The organism is Klenkia terrae, assembly GCF_900491935.1.
In the GTDB taxonomy this organism is placed as follows: Bacteria; Actinomycetota; Actinomycetes; order Mycobacteriales; family Geodermatophilaceae; genus Klenkia; species Klenkia terrae.
On the sequence record NZ_UEXK01000004.1, the window covers coordinates 4,647,771 to 4,662,379 of the forward strand.

Genomic DNA, 14,609 nt, shown 5'->3' on the forward strand with positions numbered 1-14,609 from the left:
GCGACCGGCCAACGCCAGACGGTCGGCCGGTTCGGGTCAGGGGGCGCCCAGGTCGGGGGCCAACTCCTGGACGGGCAGGAAGCCATCCACAACCAGGTCGGCGATGGTGTCCACGTCGGTGTCGTGGCTGTAGGCGTGTGACCGCAGCACCGCCAAGGCGTCCACGCTGTCGATGTTCAGCCCGGCGTTCACCATGCCCATCGCCTGCCACACCCGGGCCCGCTGCCGCGCCGGTGGCGCCTCCAGCCACGCCGGCCCCGAGGGTCCCCCTCGCGTCGGGCTGATGTGCTCGCTGCTGGCGCCCAGCTGGAACACCCGGGTGACCTCCCCGCTCACCACCAACGCGTCGACCAGCGACAAGTCCCCCACCTGGTTCGGTGCGGCCAGGTACAGGTCCAACACACCGACGCTGGCCAGACCATCGCTCAGCGGCAGCGCGATCACCCCGCGGATGGGGGTCTGGGCCACCAACTCCGCGGTGAACGCCGGCCACCGCGCGGCCAGCTCGGCCTCATCGGCCACCACCGGCCGCTGCTCGGCGTGCGCAGCCAGGCACGGGCCCTCCCCCACGGTGAACTGCAGCCGCTCCGCCGTCCCCGCCATCTCGTCGCTGGCCCCCAACGGCAACCGGCGGCCCGGCGCGAAGTACAGGCTCATCCCTGCCCCGGTCACCGGCAGCACCTGCGCACACGCACCGGCCAGCCGCTGCGGTAGCAGCGCCACCTCGGGCCATTGCTCCGCCGACGCCGCCAACGCAGCACCGAACGCACCCAACACCGGCATACCACCCATTCCCCGAGCGGTGATCTCCAGGCGGTCTGGAGGGTCGGCCGGTTCACTGGGGATCACCTGTTCCCACCCGGACGCGGCGGCAACCCTGGTGCGGCCTACGCCGCAGGGCTCCGGCTGGTGCTGCGGTCCCGGCGCGGTTCCGGCGCAGGGTCAGGGTTTGGCGATGGTGGCCCACACCGTCTTGGTGGGGCCCTCGTAGTGCACCCCGTGGGCAGTGGTCAGCTCGGTGATCACCTACAGCCCGTACCCGCCGGCGCCGGTCGGTCGGTCGGTCGGTCGGTCGGTCGGTCGGTCGGTCGGTCGGTCGGTCGGTCGGTCGGTCCAGCACAAACACGCGACGCGCAGGTAGCAACTGTGGGCATCACCTTGTGGCAACTAGGTCGATAGAGCCTCGGGTTCTGGACACGGTTGTGGGCCGGATTCGGTAGGCCCACATACCGGGGTTTTCGAGCTATGCCGACCTGGTCGGTCCGAGTGTGCGGGACCAGTTTGGTGGCTTCCGCGGAGCTGACGAAAGGGGTTTAAACGGCGTCGAATGCAGCCTGGGGACCGGACGGATGGTGGTGCGCCGCCCAGAGATGGTTGAACCCCCCGGGCACCGGGCAGGCCAGGGGAGCGCGAGGAGCGCCGGGAGCCACAGCGGTCGAGCATCGGCCGTGCTCACGCGTCCCGCGATCAATCCCTGGAGGTACCCCCATGCGTGCACTCGTCTACAACGGCCCCCGCGACGTCTCGGTCCAGCAGGTCCCCGACGCAAAGGTCGAGCATCCCACCGACGCCGTCATCCGGGTCACGGCGACCAACATCTGCGGCTCCGACCTGCACATGTACGAGGGCCGCACCGACCTGGAGACCGGCATGGTCATCGGCCACGAGAACCTCGGCGAGGTCGTCGAGGTCGGGGCAGGCGTGACCAAGCTCAGCGTCGGCGACCGCGTCGTGCTGCCGTTCAACATCGGTTGCGGCTTCTGCGAGAACTGCGAGCAGGGTCGCACCGGCTTCTGCCTCACCGTGAACCCCGGCGTCGCCGGCGGCGCCTACGGGTTCGCCGGCATGGGCGGGTACAGCGGTGGCCAGGCCGAGTACCTGCGCGTCCCCTTCGCCGACTTCAACGCCCTCCAGCTCCCCGAGGACAGCGTGGAGAAGGAGAACGACTACGTCATGCTCGCCGACATCTTCCCCACCGGCTGGCACGGCACCCGGCTGGCCAAGGTCGCTCCCGGTGACTCGGTCACCGTCTACGGCGGTGGCCCGGTCGGCCTGATGGCCGGCTACTCAGCGGTGCTCCAGGGCGCCAGCGAGGTCTACGTGATCGACCACCTGGCCGAGCGTCTCGCGCTGGCCGAGGAGTTCGGCGCGATCGGGATCAACTCGAGCACGGGCGACCCGATCGAGCAGATCAAGGACGCCACGAAGGGCCGCGGCACCGACCGCGGCGTGGAGGCGATCGGCTACCAGGCACACGACAGCCAGGGCGTCGAGCAGCCCAACATGACGATGAACGGCCTGGTCGAGGTCGTGAAGGCCACCGGCACCATCGGCGTGGTCGGCCTGTTCCTGCCCGAGGACCCGGGCGCCTCCGACGAGCTCGCCAAGAAGGGCCAGCTGGCCTTCGACTACGGCACGTTCTGGTTCAAGGGCCAGACGATCGGCAACGGCCAGGCCAACGTGAAGAACTACAACCGCGCGCTGGCCCGGCTCATCCACCAGGGCAAGGCCACCCCGGCCCGCCTGGTCAGCCACAACCTGGGTCTGGACGAGGCGCCCGAGGCCTACCGGCACTTCGACGCCCGCGACCAGGGCTGGACGAAGGTCGTCCTCAACCCCACGAAGGGCTGAGACCGCCGACCGGGCGTCGGGTCGAACAAGGACCCGACGCCTGGTTGCCGTCCGCCAGTGTGAGCCGATGGAGCTCATCCGCCACCCCTGGTGGGTACGGCTGCTAGCAAGCCGCCGGGGTCCACACCCCCCCCCGGCGGTTGCACAAGGTCGTGTCAACTGACACCTGAGCGCTTGGTGGTCGTCAGACTGTGCCGCAATGCAGGCCCACCAAGGCGATGCTGGCGGGGGCGCAGTCAGCAGCACGAAGTCGCCGGGGTGGACTCCGCCGCTGCGGGCGGCGCCGTACTCGATCGTCAGAGCGGCGGGCAGGGTTGCCGCACCGGCCGATGCCAGGGTCTCAAGGGACGGCGCACGAGGGGCACCTGATCTTCCTCGCGGTGTTCCCGGCCGGGTTCGTCTACCGGACCCGTATCGCCTGACTCAGTGACTGTCCCGGGACCACCGGCCCTACCCCGCCCGTGTCGCTCAGGTAAGACACCCGCTGAAGCTGGTCCGGGTCCCGCACAAGAGGTGTGACCAAGGGTTGCTGCGATCGCCGCAACCCCAGGAGTGCCTGAGCCCTGGCCAGCAACCGCCAACCGCGTGGTCCCTCAGCTCGATCGCTCAGCAGGCGTCCCTCGTCCTGACTGCGAGGGCATTCACTAGCTTCGGGGGTACCTGTGGTGGTGCGTCCGCCCTCCACAAGCAGGACCACGCCCCTGGCGAAGCCTGCTGGTGGCGGGAATCGACATGCGACCGTGGCGGCGACCTCGGCCAAGTGCCCAGCAGAGCGGATGCAACTGCGTCGTCTCCGTGGTCGACGTCCGGATGCTGAGCTCGGCGCTGCTCAGAACCCGCAGTCGTGATCGACGCGGTAGGAGTGAAGACTTCGGTTCTTGCCTTCGCGGTCGCCCATGGCAGCGCGCCGCGGTGGGACGTTGTCGGCAGGCGCTGAGACATCCGCGAGCCGCCCGCGGCGGGCGAACCCACCGCGGGCGCCGCCTGTTCTATGCGGGCTGCTTCTCGGCGACGACGTCGAGCTGCTCGATCACGGGTGCCTCGAAGAGCACACCCGTGTTCTCGCCGAGCGCCTGTGCTACCGCCCCCGACAGGTGCGCCTGGCGCCCGTCGTCGTCGGGGAAGGCGTCAAAGATCCCGAACGAGGAGGGTCCGAACTGGATGCCGAACCACCTGACGGTCGCGGGTTCCCCCTCGACGATCGACAGCCCCTGGTTCAAGAAAGCGCGGACGTCGTCCTCCCTGCCAGGCAGCGCCTCAAGGCGCACCAGAAGGGCTTTGCTGACTTGTGTCGCCATCTCGGGTTTCTCCTTCGGTGGTTCGCGTTGTCACGATGACCGAAACGCCGCTAGGGCGGAGGATGGACCAACATTCGGGCCGACTTCTCTTGTCCAGCGTGCCGGTCCATTCGACACTGTCATGCCGATCCCCACGGCGTCCATCTGGGGATTCGTCGATGTCGGCGAGGACGCTCGCTCCAGTGACCATTTGCCACCGTGACGACCGTCTCTGCAGGTGGCCCTGGTCTCGAGCTGGTGGTCGGGAGGGCCGAGTCGACGGCCTCAACCGCCGAGGCCTCAACCTCCGAGGCCTCAACCTCCGAGGCCTGATGACTGGAACTGGCAGCCATCAGAGCATCTCGAGCGGCACCTTGCTCGATGGCGGTGGGAACATCCGGTCGAGTTCTTCCAACTCTGCGGTGCTGAAGCTGATCTCCATGGCGGCGCGGTTCTCCGTCACCCGCGCGGGAGAGGAGGCTTTCACGACAGCGAACACCTGGGGGAGTCGCAGCACCCAGGCGAGGGCCAGCTGGGCCGCAGTCGCCCCCTTGGCGCTGGCCATGTCGCGGACCGCGGGGTTCCCGAGCAGCCGACCATGATCGACCGGGGAGTAGGCCATCAGGGGCACGCCGGCCTGGCGGCATCTCGGGAGGAGGTCGTACTCGAGTCCGCGGCGGTTGAGGTTGTAGAGCACCTGATCGGTTTGCACGCGCTCCCCGCCCGGCACCGAGGCCACCTCGTCGAGGTCTCTGACGTCGAAGTTGCTGACACCCCAACCCCTGATCAACCCGGCCTGCACCAGGTCCTCGAACCCCGCCACCGTCTCGGCCAGCGGCACTCGCCCGCGCCAGTGCAGCAGGTACATGTCGAGGTGATCGGTGCCCAATCGCCGCAAGCTGGCCTGGCATGCCTCCACTGTCCCTCGTCGGGTGGCGTGGCTGGGTAGCACCTTGCCGACGAGGTAGACACTGTCCCGCCGCCCCGCGATGGCCTTGCCGACGAGTTCCTCGGCGGCGCCGTCGCCGTACATCTCGTCGGTGTCGATCAGCGTCAAGCCGCAGTCCATGCCCGTGCGCAATGCGGCCACCTCGGTGGCCCGCGTGGCGGACTGCTCACCCATGTACCAAGTGCCCAGGCCAAGTGCCGGGACTGATGCCCCATCGGGCAGGGTCACGGTGCGGATGGTGGGTGCGCTCATCGTGGAGCTCCTCAGGATGGGGGCAGCGGAAGACGCAAGGGTCCGTATGTGCCGAGCGATGCCTGTTCGGGCCGTGGTCGCACGTCGGACCCCAGGGGCGTGACGAGGCCCCGAATGTTCGTCTTTAACGCCTCGTGTATCGGGTAACCATAGATGCGGAAGCAATCCGACCCCGGGCGGCACAAAGCAGTAGGCGCTGGTTTCGGACCACGTTGTGAGCCAAATTTTGTAGGAACGCATACGGGGGTTTAAGGATCGCGGCAGCACGCTGATGTTGGTCAGCGGACCCGCTTGGGCCGGGCCAACCTTGGGCTGCAGACCCCGGCTGACCGCAGCCACACAACAGCCGTAGCGCACCATCTCCGGTCATGAGTCTCGACGACGTCGTCATCTGCTCTCCGCTGCGCACCCCGGTCGGCCGCTTCGGCGGTGTCTTCGCCGGGCTGACCGCCGCCTCGCTCGCGGCCACCGTGCTGCGCGAGCTCGCCGCGCGCAATGGGCTCGGCGAGGGCGATGTGGACGACGTCGTGCTCGGGCAGTGCTACCCCAACGGCGAGGCGCCCGCGATCGGCCGCATCGCGGCGCTGGATGCCGGGCTGGGCACCGGGGTTCCCGGGCTGCAGGTCGACCGGCGCTGCGGCTCGGGCCTGCAGGCGGTGCTCTACGCCTGCATGCAGGTGGCCACCGGCGCGGCGACCACCGTGGTCGCGGGCGGCGTGGAGTCGATGAGCCAGGTCGAGCACTACGCGCTGGGCCTGCGCACCGGCGTCCGCGGCGACGGCACGATGCTGCACGACCGGCTGGCCCGGGCCCGGGAGACCGCCGGCGGTATCCACCACCCGGTGCCCGGCGGGATGCTGGAGACCGCGGAGAACGTCCGTCGCGAGCACGACGTCGACCGGCTGTCCCAGGACGCGTGGGCGCTGCGGTCGCAGCAGCGGGCCGGCGCGGCGATGGCGGGGGGCCGGTTCGCCGACGAGGTGGTCGGGGTCGAGGCGCCCGCCACCCGCAAGGCGCCCGCCCGCACCGTGATCGAGGACGAGCACCCTCGACCGGGGACGACGATGGAGGACCTGGCCGCGCTGCGCCCGGTGATGGGCCGGGCCGACCCGACCGCCACGGTCACCGCCGGCAACGCGTCCGGGCAGAACGACGGCGCGGCGATGTGCCTGGTTACCACCCGCGAGGAGGCCGACCGGCGCGGCTGGGACCCGTTCCTGTCGCTGCGCGGCTGGGCCGTCGCCGGGGTCGCCCCGGAGACCATGGGCATCGGCCCCGTGCCCGCCGTCGCCGCCGCGCTGGCCCGCACCGGCCTGCCCCTGGCCGACATGGACCTGATCGAGCTCAACGAGGCCTTCGCCAGCCAGGTGCTCGCCTGCCTGGCCGCCTGGGAGCTGTCCGAGGCCGACCGGGAGCGGGTCAACGTCAACGGCTCCGGCATCTCGCTGGGCCACCCGGTCGGGGCCACCGGCGCCCGGATCCTGGCCACCATGGCCCACGAGCTGCGCCGCCGCGAGGGCCGCTACGCCCTGGAGACGATGTGCATTGGCGGCGGCCAGGGCCTGGCCGCGGTGTTCGAGCGGGTCAGCTGACCGGGGGCGATGCGGTCGAGCGAATCCTGGTCGCGGCCCGGATCAGTAGAAGCCCTCGTAAGCGGTCGACCGAGTTTGAGCTGGCCCGAAGCCGAGCTCGCTGCTGATCCGGCCCGCGGTCTCCAAGAGGAGTGGGATGACCTCGCGCTGGAGCTCGTCAGGGTTCGAGCGCCCCGTCGAGGTCGATGTGGCCAGCGCGGCCACGACGGTGCCGCTGCGGTCACGCACGGGGGCAGATGCTGAGAGCAGACCGGGCTCCAGTTCTTCGCTCACGATGGACCACCCCTGCTCCCGGACCAGGTGCAGCGCGTCCCGGACGGCGATGCCGTCGGTGATCGTGTTCGCCGTGAGGGCTACTGGAGGTCGCCGGGTGAGTACGTCGTCGACCACGGCCGCAGGTAACCACGCGAGCAGCACCCGGCCCATCGACGTCGCGTGCGCCGGGATCCGCGTACCGATCTGGACGTTGATGCTCATGATCCGCCGCACGGGCACCCGGGCGACGTAGACCACTTCGGCGTCGTCCAGGACCGCCAACGACGCGGATTCCCCAGTGCGCTCGGCCAGCTGGAGCAGGTGGGGCTGTGCGACGCCGATGAGCGCGTGGGACTCGGTGTAGTGCTGCCCGATCAACAGGACGCGAGGGGTGAGGGAGAACCGACCGCCGTGGGCTCGCACGTAGCCCAGCCGCTCGAGGGTGATCAGGAACCGGCGGACCGCCGGGCGGGAGAAGCCGGTCAGCTGGGCGAGCTCGGCCAGGGTGGGGTCGGGGTGCTCCCCGTCGATGGCCAACAGCAGCGCCAGGCCGCGGTCCAGCGACTGGACGTAGTCGCGGTCCGATCCCGCTGCGCCCGTCGTTTCGGTCGCCTGTTCGTCTGGGTCCTTCGCCGCCATGCCCTCAGTCTTTCCCACGTGGTGAGCAGCAAGTGCTTGACGACCGCCGTGACCGGCGGCACACTCCCCTTCACGACGCACTGCGTGCAATATGTACGCACAGCGTTCGGAGGAAGGGAGTGTGCAATGGGGCCCAGAGTCGTCCGGAACGCGTTCGGCAAGTTCGCCACCGGGGTCACCGTCGTGACGTGCGCCAAGGACGACGGCGTCCCGCACGGGGCCACCGTGAACGCCTTCACGGCGGTGTCCCTAAATCCGGCGCTGTGCCAGGTGACGCTGACCCGCCAGTCGAAGGCATGCGCCTACCTGGAGGGCGCGCCGTTCGCGGTCAACGTCCTGTCCGCCGACCAGGTCGACGTGGCCTGGCACTTCGCCGGCCGACCGGCCGACCCCGCACCCGAATGGGCGCAGGGGCCGACGAGCCCGGTCCTGCTCGGCAACGCGGCCACCATCTCCTGCCAGCCGTGGCGCACCTACGACGGCGGCGACCACCTCATCGTCATCGGCGAGGTCACCGACATCGACGTCAGCGACCGGGATCCGCTGCTGTTCTTCGGCGGCAAGTTCCGCGAGCTAGGCCAGCCCCGCCCCAGCGCGCACTGGGGCGCCTCCCTCGACTCTCCCGAGAGTGGCTGGTTCGACGCGGCCACCACCTTCACCGCCCTCCCGGCGCACCGCGACCGAGTCGCCTCCTGATCTGCCAGCCGCAACGGCTGGCCACCGGGAACGAGGCGCGACCGGTCCCCGACCGGAGGCGCTCAGCACGAGCACCACCCCACCGAAAGACCGAACACCCGTCTCCACCGACGAAGAAGGGTTTCCTCGTGACGCTGCAGGAAGACCGCCCGATCGCCCCGACCACGGGCGCCATCGATCTCGACAAGCCCACCGCCACCCGCCCGATGACCGGTGACGAATACATCGAGAGCCTCAAGGACGACCGCGAGGTGTGGATCTACGGCGAGCGGGTCAAGGACGTCACCACCCACCCCGCGTTCCGCAACCCGGTGCGGATGACCGCCCGGCTCTACGACGCCCTGCACGACCCGACGCAAAACCAGAAGCTCACCGTCCCCACCGACACCGGCAACGGTGGGGTCACCCACCCCTTCTTCCGCAGCCCGCACTCGGTGGAGGACCTGCTCGCCGACCGTGACGCCATCGAGGGCTGGGCCCGGATGAGCTACGGGTGGATGGGCCGCAGCCCCGACTACAAGGCCAGCTTCCTGGGCACCCTGGGTGCCAACAGCGAGTTCTACGCACCCTTCGAGGACAACGCGAAGCGCTGGTACAAGGAGTCCCAGGAGAAGGTCCTCTACTGGAACCACGCCATCATCAACCCCCCGGTGGACCGCAACATGTCCCCCGACGAGGTCGGCGACGTGTTCATGCGCGTGGAGAAGGAGACCGACGCCGGCCTCATCGTCTCCGGCGCCAAGGTCGTGGCCACCGGCTCGGCGATCACCAACTACAACTTCATCGCCCACTACGGACTCCCGATCAAGAAGAAGGAGTTCGCCGTCATCTGCACGGTGCCGATGGACGCACCGGGCGTGAAGCTGATCTGCCGCACCTCCTACACCCAGCAGGCCGCGGTCATGGGCAGCCCCTTCGACTACCCGCTGTCCTCCCGCATGGACGAGAACGACACGATCTTCATCTTCGACAAGGTCCTCGTACCTTGGGAGAACGTCTTCCTCTACGGCGATGTCGAGAAGATCAACGGCTTCTTCCCCGTCTCCGGGTTCATCCCCCGGTTTACCTTCCACGGCTGCATCCGCCTGGCCACCAAGATCGACTTCATCGCGGGGTTGCTGCTCAAAGCCCTGGAGATCACCGGCAGCAAGGACTTCCGCGGGGTGCAAACCCGGGTCGGGGAAGTCATCGGCTGGCGTAACACCTTCTACGCCCTGGCCGACGCCATGGCCCGCAACCCCGACAGCTGGGAGAACGGGGCCCTGCTCCCCAAGCTGGACTACGGGTTGACCTACCGGATGCTCATGATTCAGGCCTATCCCCGGATCAAGGAGATCATCGAGTCCGACGTCGCCAGTGGGCTCATCTACCTGAACTCCCACTCGATGGACTTCAAGACCCCCGAGATCCGGCCCTACCTGGACAAGTACGTCCGGGGCTCCAACGGCTACGACGCCGTGGACCGGGTCAAGGTCATGAAGGCCCTGTGGGATGCCGTGGGCAGCGAGTTCGGTGGCCGCCACGAGCTCTACGAGCGCAACTACTCGGGCAACCACGAGAACGTGAAGGCCGAGCTGCTCTTCGCCGCCGAGGCCCAGGGCACCACCGGGGCCATGAAGGGCCTGGCCGAGGCCTGCCTCAACGAGTACGACCTGGACGGCTGGACCGTGCCGGACCTGATCGGCAACGACGACGTCTCCTACTTCAGGAACCGCCGCAACTGACCCACAGCTCGGCACTTCCGCCAGAACCACAGCGCCACAAGCACCCGGGTGATCACCCCCCACCACTCCCGACTGGAGCCTGCAATGACTACCACCGACAACGCCGTCGAGCAGTCGGCCCTCGACCAGAGCGCCGCCGCCACCTCGCCCACCGCCTCGGACTCCGGCGCCTCGGCCAGCGCCTCCTTCCGCTCCACCAGCCAGTACTCCGGCGCCGGTGCCGTCACCAACGCTGCCCGGGTCGATGCCCTTGCCCGCGCTCTGCTGGGAGCAGTGCACCAGGTGATCCTCGACCACGAGGTGACCTACCCGGAGTTCCAGACCGCCAAGAAGTGGCTGATGGATGTCGGTGACGGCGGAGAATGGCCGCTGTTCCTCGACGTGTTCGTCGAACATGCCGTTGAGGAGGTCGCCTCCCGCACCCAGACCGGTACCAAGGGCACGATCCTTGGGCCCTACTACCTGCCCGAGCAGGTGCAGCTGACCTCCCCGGCCACGCTGCCGGCCCGCCCGGACGAGCAGGGCACCCCACTGCTGTTCCGCGGGCAGGTCACCGACACCGACGGGACGCCGGTCCCCCACGCTGTCCTCGACATCTGGCAGGCCGACGAGAAGGGCTACTACTCCGGGTTCGCCCCCGACATCCCCAGCGGCAACCTGCGGGGCGTGGTCACCACCGACGACAGGGGCGTCTTCGAGATCTCCACCATCCAGCCCGCCCCCTACCAGGTGCCCACCGACGGCCCCACCGGCGCGCTGATCTCCGCCGCCGGCTGGCACCCCTGGCGCCCGGCCCACCTCCACCTGCTTGTCAGCGCCGAGGGCCACCGCACGGTGACCACCCAGCTGTACTTCGCCGGCGGGGAGTACCTGGACTCCGACGTCGCCGAGGCCACCAAGCCCGAGCTGATCCTGGACCCCACCGACGTCGGTGACGGCACCCGCCAGGTCACCTACGACTTCGTGCTCGAGCGCAACTGACCCTCGAAAGATCTGCGGGGCACCCGGCCGGCCGGCCGGGTGCCCCGCGCCAGCGCTGAGGAGACCCTTCATGCACGACCTGACCATCGACCGCGTCGAGACCGCCATCCTGGACGTGCCCCTCGTGCGCCCGCACCGCTTCGCGCGCACCGGCATGACCGCCCAGCCCCTGCTGCTGGTCACCATCCGCACTGCTGGCGGCGCCAGCGGCGTCGGTGAGGGTGTCGTCCCCGGCGGTCCCTGGTGGGGCGGGGAGTCGGTGGAGACCATGCAGGTCATCATCGAGAACTACCTCATCCCTCAGCTGATCGGCCGACGAGTCGATGACATTGCCGGGATCTACCAGGCCATGGACGACGTGGTGGCCAACAACCTCTACGCCAAAGCAGCTGTCGAGGTCGCACTACACGACGCATGGGGTCGGGCGTTGGGCGTCCCCGTCCACACCCTGCTGGGCGGACTGGCCCGCACCGCCATCCCGGTCACCTGGGCGTTGGGCACCGAGTCGGCCAGCGAAGTCATCGCCGAAGCCCAGGCCAAGCTCGACGCCGGCCTGCACACCTCCTTCAAGCTGAAGATGGGCGCTCAGGAACCTGCCCAAGACGTCGCCCGCATCGTCGAAGTCACCGAGAAGCTGCGCGGCAGCGCCGGCGTGCGGGTCGACATCAACGCCCGCTGGGATCTGCAGACCTCCCTACGATGGCTACCCCACCTCGCCGACGCCGGCGTCGAGCTGATCGAGCAGCCGGTGCCAGGCCCGGAGTTCGAGTGGCTCGCCGAGATCAACGCCGCCCTGCCCATCCCCGTCATGGCTGATGAGAGCCTGCGGACCCCCGGCGACGCGCTCCGCCTGGTCAAGCACCGAGCGGCCGACGTGTTCAGCCTGAAGACCACCAAGTCCGGTGGCCTGCGACGCACCGCAGCCATCGCCTCGATCGCCGCCGCCGCCGGTGTGCCCTGCCACGGCGGAACCTCCATCGAGGGCCCAATCGGCACCACCGCCTCCCTGCACCTGGCCTGCGCGTCCCCCGCGGTCACCGCCGGCAGCGAGCTGTTCGGCCCGCTGCTGATGAGCGAAGGGCTGCTCACCGAACCGCTGCGCTACAGCGACGGGCAGCTGCACCTACCCGAAGGCCCCGGACTCGGCGTGGACCTCGACCCCGCTGCGGTCGCCCGGTTCACCCGGGCGTGACCCTCCAGCCGACCGACGCCCAGGAGGCATCGTGCTCTTCCACGTCCGGATGGACGTCGCCATCCCCCGCGACCTCGACCCCGACGAGCGCACCGAGCTCGTGACCACCGAGAAGGCCCGCGCCCTGCAGCTGCAGCGCGAGGGCACTTGGGTCCACCTGTGGCGGGGGGGGGGGCAGTACTCCAACATCTCGATCTTCGACGTTCCCGACTCCACCGCCATGCACAACCTGCTGTGGTCCCTGCCGCTGTTCCCGTTCATGACCGTTCAGGTCACCGCCCTCACCGAGCACCCCTCGGCGCTGTCGGCCAACCCGTCCCCATGACCTCCGCCCACCCCGAGCACCTTTACCACACTNAGACCGGTTGGGCCTGCCCGTCGTCCTGCTGACCTTCGACCCCCACCCCGCCCGGGTAGCCGGCCCCGCCCGGGACACCTCGGCGCTGACCAGCCCCCAGCGGCGCGCCGACCTGGCCGGCGAGAGCGGCATCGACCGGGTCCTCGAACTCGCCTTCGACCAGGATCTCGCCGGGGAGACCGCCGACTCCTTCGCCCGCCGCGTACTGGACGACGGTCTGCACGCGATGTCCATCGTGGTCGGTGAGGACTTCCGGTTCGGCTCCCGAGGACGAGGGGACGTCGCCCTGCTGCGCGCACTGGGCCCCGAACTCGGCTGGACGGTGACCGCGGCCCCGCTGCACCCCCACGCGGGAGTCCGCTGCTCCTCCACCAGGGTCCGACAGGCCCTGGCCGCCGGCGACGTGCTCGGCGCCGCCGACATGCTCGGCCGACCCCACCGCCTGGAAGGCAACCTGCTCGCCGCGGGCGGGACTGCCGGCAGCGTGCTGCACCCCAGCGACCCCACCGCGGCCATCCCGGCCCCCGGCCTCTACCGAGTCGGCGTCACCCGCGCCGTCGCCGGGCCCGGGCCGCTGCTGCTCGTCCAGGTCACCGACCGCGATCAGGTACTGGTCCCCCTCCCCACCCCACGACCGGGCACGGCGTGGTCGGGGCCGGTCGGCCTGGACTTCCTCGAGCCCGCGTGAGCCACACGCCCACGCCGGACTCGATGGCCGACCTCCAGCGCAGGATCGCGGTGCTCGAGGACCGCGAAGCCATCCGCGAGCTCGACGCCCGCTACTGCAGGTACCTCGACCAGGGACAGTGGGACGAGCTCGCCGATTGCTTCACCCCGGACGGCACCTTCGACGGCCTGTCGGTGGTCCGTGGCCGATCCGATCTGGTGCGGTTCTTCGCCGGCCTTGCCGACGGGGGCCTGACCACCTTCTGGCACCACATCTCCAACCTGGAGATCACGGTGCACCCCGGCGCGGACGACGCCCACACGACGTCACTGCTCTGGCAGCCCTGTGTCGTGGACGGCGTCCCGCACGTGGCCGCCGGTCGCTACCAGGACACCCTCACCCGCACACCCAGCGGCTGGCGCTACCAGGTCAAGCAGGTCCGCTTCTCCTACTTTGCCCCCCTTAACCAGGGTTGGGACGACCACCGGTTCACCCTCGACAGCGCCCGGGCCGCCGCACTCCCCCGGCCCAACGCCTTCGGCAGGTCCGGAGCCCGAACATCCGACGGCGCACCGACCCCACCAGCAGAGCCGACACCGACGAGGAACCCATGACCACAGCCCCGCTGCACCACGTCATCGACGGCCCCACACGCGCACCCGTGCTAGTGCTCGGCCCCTCCCTCGGCACCAACCTCCATCTCTTCGACGCCCAGGCCGCAGCCCTGTCCGACCAGTTCCGGGTCGTGCGGTTCGACCTGCGCGGCCACGGCCGCAGCCCCGTCGTCGTTGGGCCCACGACGATGGCCGACCTCACCGGCGACGTCCTGGCCCTCCTCGACCAGCTGGGCGTCGGCACCTTCCACTACGCCGGGGTGTCCGTTGGGGGTGCGATCGGGCTTGAGCTCGCCCTTAACGCCTCCCCCCGCCTGAGCACGCTCACCGTGATCGCCTCAGCCGCCCAGTTCGCCGACCCGCCGTCCTGGCCGGTCCGGGCCGCCAAGGTCCGCGCCGAGGGCACCGAGTTCCTCATCCCGTCGCGGACCGGTGCGTGGTTCACCCAGGATTTTGCCGCGCAGCACCCCGACGAAGCAGGCCGGCTGCTCACCATGCTCCGCGACACCCCACCCGACGGCTACGCCGCCACGTGCGATGCCATCGCGGTCTTCGACGTCCGGGACCGCCTGCACGAGATCACCACCCCCACCCTGGTGATCGCCGGCGCGGAGGACCCGGCCACCCCGCTGCCCATGGTCCGAGCGATCGCCGACGGCATCGAGGGAGCGGCGTTCCAGTCCATCCCCGAGACGTCGCACCTGGTCAGTGCAGAGGCACCCGACGCCGTCACCGGCGTAATCCGTGGCCACCTCCAGGCCAACAGCTGACCCGGTCGGCTG

General features: G+C 69.8%; 14 protein-coding genes. 10 read left to right on the top strand and 4 right to left on the bottom strand.

Going from position 1 to position 14,609, the window contains the following annotated elements:
• Positions 1-36 precede the first annotated feature (36 nt).
• Positions 37-672: a GAF domain-containing protein gene (locus LFA75_RS23065; RefSeq protein ID WP_225235910.1), complete on the bottom strand. Its 636-nt coding sequence runs from the start codon at positions 670-672 to the stop codon at positions 37-39.
• An 816-nt stretch (positions 673-1,488) separates the two neighbouring features.
• Between LFA75_RS23065 and LFA75_RS23075 the strand changes: the two genes are divergently transcribed.
• On the top strand, positions 1,489-2,631 hold the full coding sequence (locus tag LFA75_RS23075) for a glutathione-independent formaldehyde dehydrogenase (RefSeq protein WP_225235911.1): 1,143 nt from the start codon (positions 1,489-1,491) through the stop codon (positions 2,629-2,631).
• 989 nt (positions 2,632-3,620) lie between these two features.
• Here the strand turns inward: LFA75_RS23075 and LFA75_RS23080 are convergent.
• Both LFA75_RS23080 and LFA75_RS23085 read right to left on the bottom strand, forming a co-directional pair.
• The gene (locus LFA75_RS23080) at positions 3,621-3,929 is read right to left on the bottom strand and encodes a putative quinol monooxygenase (RefSeq protein ID WP_163613160.1); all 309 of its coding nucleotides are present in this window, start codon (positions 3,927-3,929) and stop codon (positions 3,621-3,623) included.
• A gap of 331 nt (positions 3,930-4,260) precedes the next feature.
• Positions 4,261-5,109 carry an aldo/keto reductase gene (locus tag LFA75_RS23085; protein WP_225235912.1) on the bottom strand — a complete coding sequence of 283 codons (849 nt, stop codon included), beginning with the start codon at positions 5,107-5,109 and terminating at the stop codon, positions 4,261-4,263.
• Positions 5,110-5,477: 368 nt separating this feature from the next.
• Here LFA75_RS23085 and LFA75_RS23090 point away from each other — a divergent pair, with 368 nt between their 5' ends.
• Positions 5,478-6,701: an acetyl-CoA C-acetyltransferase gene (locus LFA75_RS23090; RefSeq protein WP_225235913.1), complete on the top strand. Its 1,224-nt coding sequence runs from the start codon at positions 5,478-5,480 to the stop codon at positions 6,699-6,701.
• 42 nt (positions 6,702-6,743) lie between these two features.
• On the opposite strand, the gene LFA75_RS23095 is transcribed toward LFA75_RS23090, so the two are convergent.
• Entirely contained in the window at positions 6,744-7,676 is a 933-nt protein-coding gene (locus tag LFA75_RS23095; RefSeq protein ID WP_225235914.1) for an IclR family transcriptional regulator domain-containing protein, read from the bottom strand.
• 45 nt (positions 7,677-7,721) lie between these two features.
• On the opposite strand from LFA75_RS23095, the gene LFA75_RS23100 reads away from it, so the two are divergent.
• The 8 genes from LFA75_RS23100 (at position 7,722) to pcaD (ending at position 14,597) form a co-directional block, all read left to right on the top strand.
• On the top strand, positions 7,722-8,291 hold the full coding sequence (locus tag LFA75_RS23100) for a flavin reductase family protein (protein ID WP_225235915.1): 570 nt from the start codon (positions 7,722-7,724) through the stop codon (positions 8,289-8,291).
• Positions 8,292-8,419: 128 nt separating this feature from the next.
• Positions 8,420-10,015, top strand: coding sequence for a 4-hydroxyphenylacetate 3-hydroxylase family protein (locus tag LFA75_RS23105; protein ID WP_225235916.1), 1,596 nt, complete (start codon positions 8,420-8,422; stop codon positions 10,013-10,015).
• Positions 10,016-10,099: 84 nt separating this feature from the next.
• Positions 10,100-10,996, top strand: coding sequence for a dioxygenase family protein (locus tag LFA75_RS23110; RefSeq protein ID WP_225235917.1), 897 nt, complete (start codon positions 10,100-10,102; stop codon positions 10,994-10,996).
• Positions 10,997-11,066: 70 nt separating this feature from the next.
• Positions 11,067-12,188, top strand: coding sequence for a muconate/chloromuconate family cycloisomerase (locus LFA75_RS23115; RefSeq protein ID WP_225235918.1), 1,122 nt, complete (start codon positions 11,067-11,069; stop codon positions 12,186-12,188).
• A 31-nt stretch (positions 12,189-12,219) separates the two neighbouring features.
• On the top strand, positions 12,220-12,513 hold the full coding sequence (locus tag LFA75_RS23120; protein ID WP_225235919.1) for a muconolactone Delta-isomerase: 294 nt from the start codon (positions 12,220-12,222) through the stop codon (positions 12,511-12,513).
• A gap of 40 nt (positions 12,514-12,553) precedes the next feature.
• Positions 12,554-13,234 (top strand): hypothetical protein, encoded by a 681-nt coding sequence (locus tag LFA75_RS23125; RefSeq protein WP_225235920.1) that lies wholly within the window; start codon positions 12,554-12,556, stop codon positions 13,232-13,234.
• The gene (locus tag LFA75_RS23130; RefSeq protein ID WP_225235921.1) at positions 13,231-13,827 is read left to right on the top strand and encodes a nuclear transport factor 2 family protein; all 597 of its coding nucleotides are present in this window, start codon (positions 13,231-13,233) and stop codon (positions 13,825-13,827) included. Before LFA75_RS23125 ends, LFA75_RS23130 begins: the two co-directional genes overlap by 4 nt.
• Entirely contained in the window at positions 13,824-14,597 is a 774-nt protein-coding gene (gene pcaD, locus LFA75_RS23135) for a 3-oxoadipate enol-lactonase (RefSeq protein WP_225235922.1), read from the top strand. The genes LFA75_RS23130 and pcaD overlap by 4 nt, the downstream gene beginning before the upstream one ends.
• The last annotated feature ends 12 nt before the right edge of the window (positions 14,598-14,609 follow it).

What these genes read in the sequence shown, in the direction of transcription:
- LFA75_RS23075 (WP_225235911.1), top strand. Translation starts at nt 1,489, where the DNA reads ATGCGTGCACTCGTCTACAACGGCCCCCGCGACGTCTCGGTCCAGCAG.
- LFA75_RS23080 (WP_163613160.1), bottom strand. Translation starts at nt 3,929, where the DNA reads ATGGCGACACAAGTCAGCAAAGCCCTTCTGGTGCGCCTTGAGGCGCTG.
- LFA75_RS23085 (WP_225235912.1), bottom strand. Translation starts at nt 5,109, where the DNA reads ATGAGCGCACCCACCATCCGCACCGTGACCCTGCCCGATGGGGCATCA.
- LFA75_RS23090 (WP_225235913.1), top strand. Translation starts at nt 5,478, where the DNA reads ATGAGTCTCGACGACGTCGTCATCTGCTCTCCGCTGCGCACCCCGGTC.
- LFA75_RS23100 (WP_225235915.1), top strand. Translation starts at nt 7,722, where the DNA reads ATGGGGCCCAGAGTCGTCCGGAACGCGTTCGGCAAGTTCGCCACCGGG.
- LFA75_RS23110 (WP_225235917.1), top strand. Translation starts at nt 10,100, where the DNA reads ATGACTACCACCGACAACGCCGTCGAGCAGTCGGCCCTCGACCAGAGC.
- LFA75_RS23115 (WP_225235918.1), top strand. Translation starts at nt 11,067, where the DNA reads ATGCACGACCTGACCATCGACCGCGTCGAGACCGCCATCCTGGACGTG.
- pcaD (WP_225235922.1), top strand. Translation starts at nt 13,824, where the DNA reads ATGACCACAGCCCCGCTGCACCACGTCATCGACGGCCCCACACGCGCA.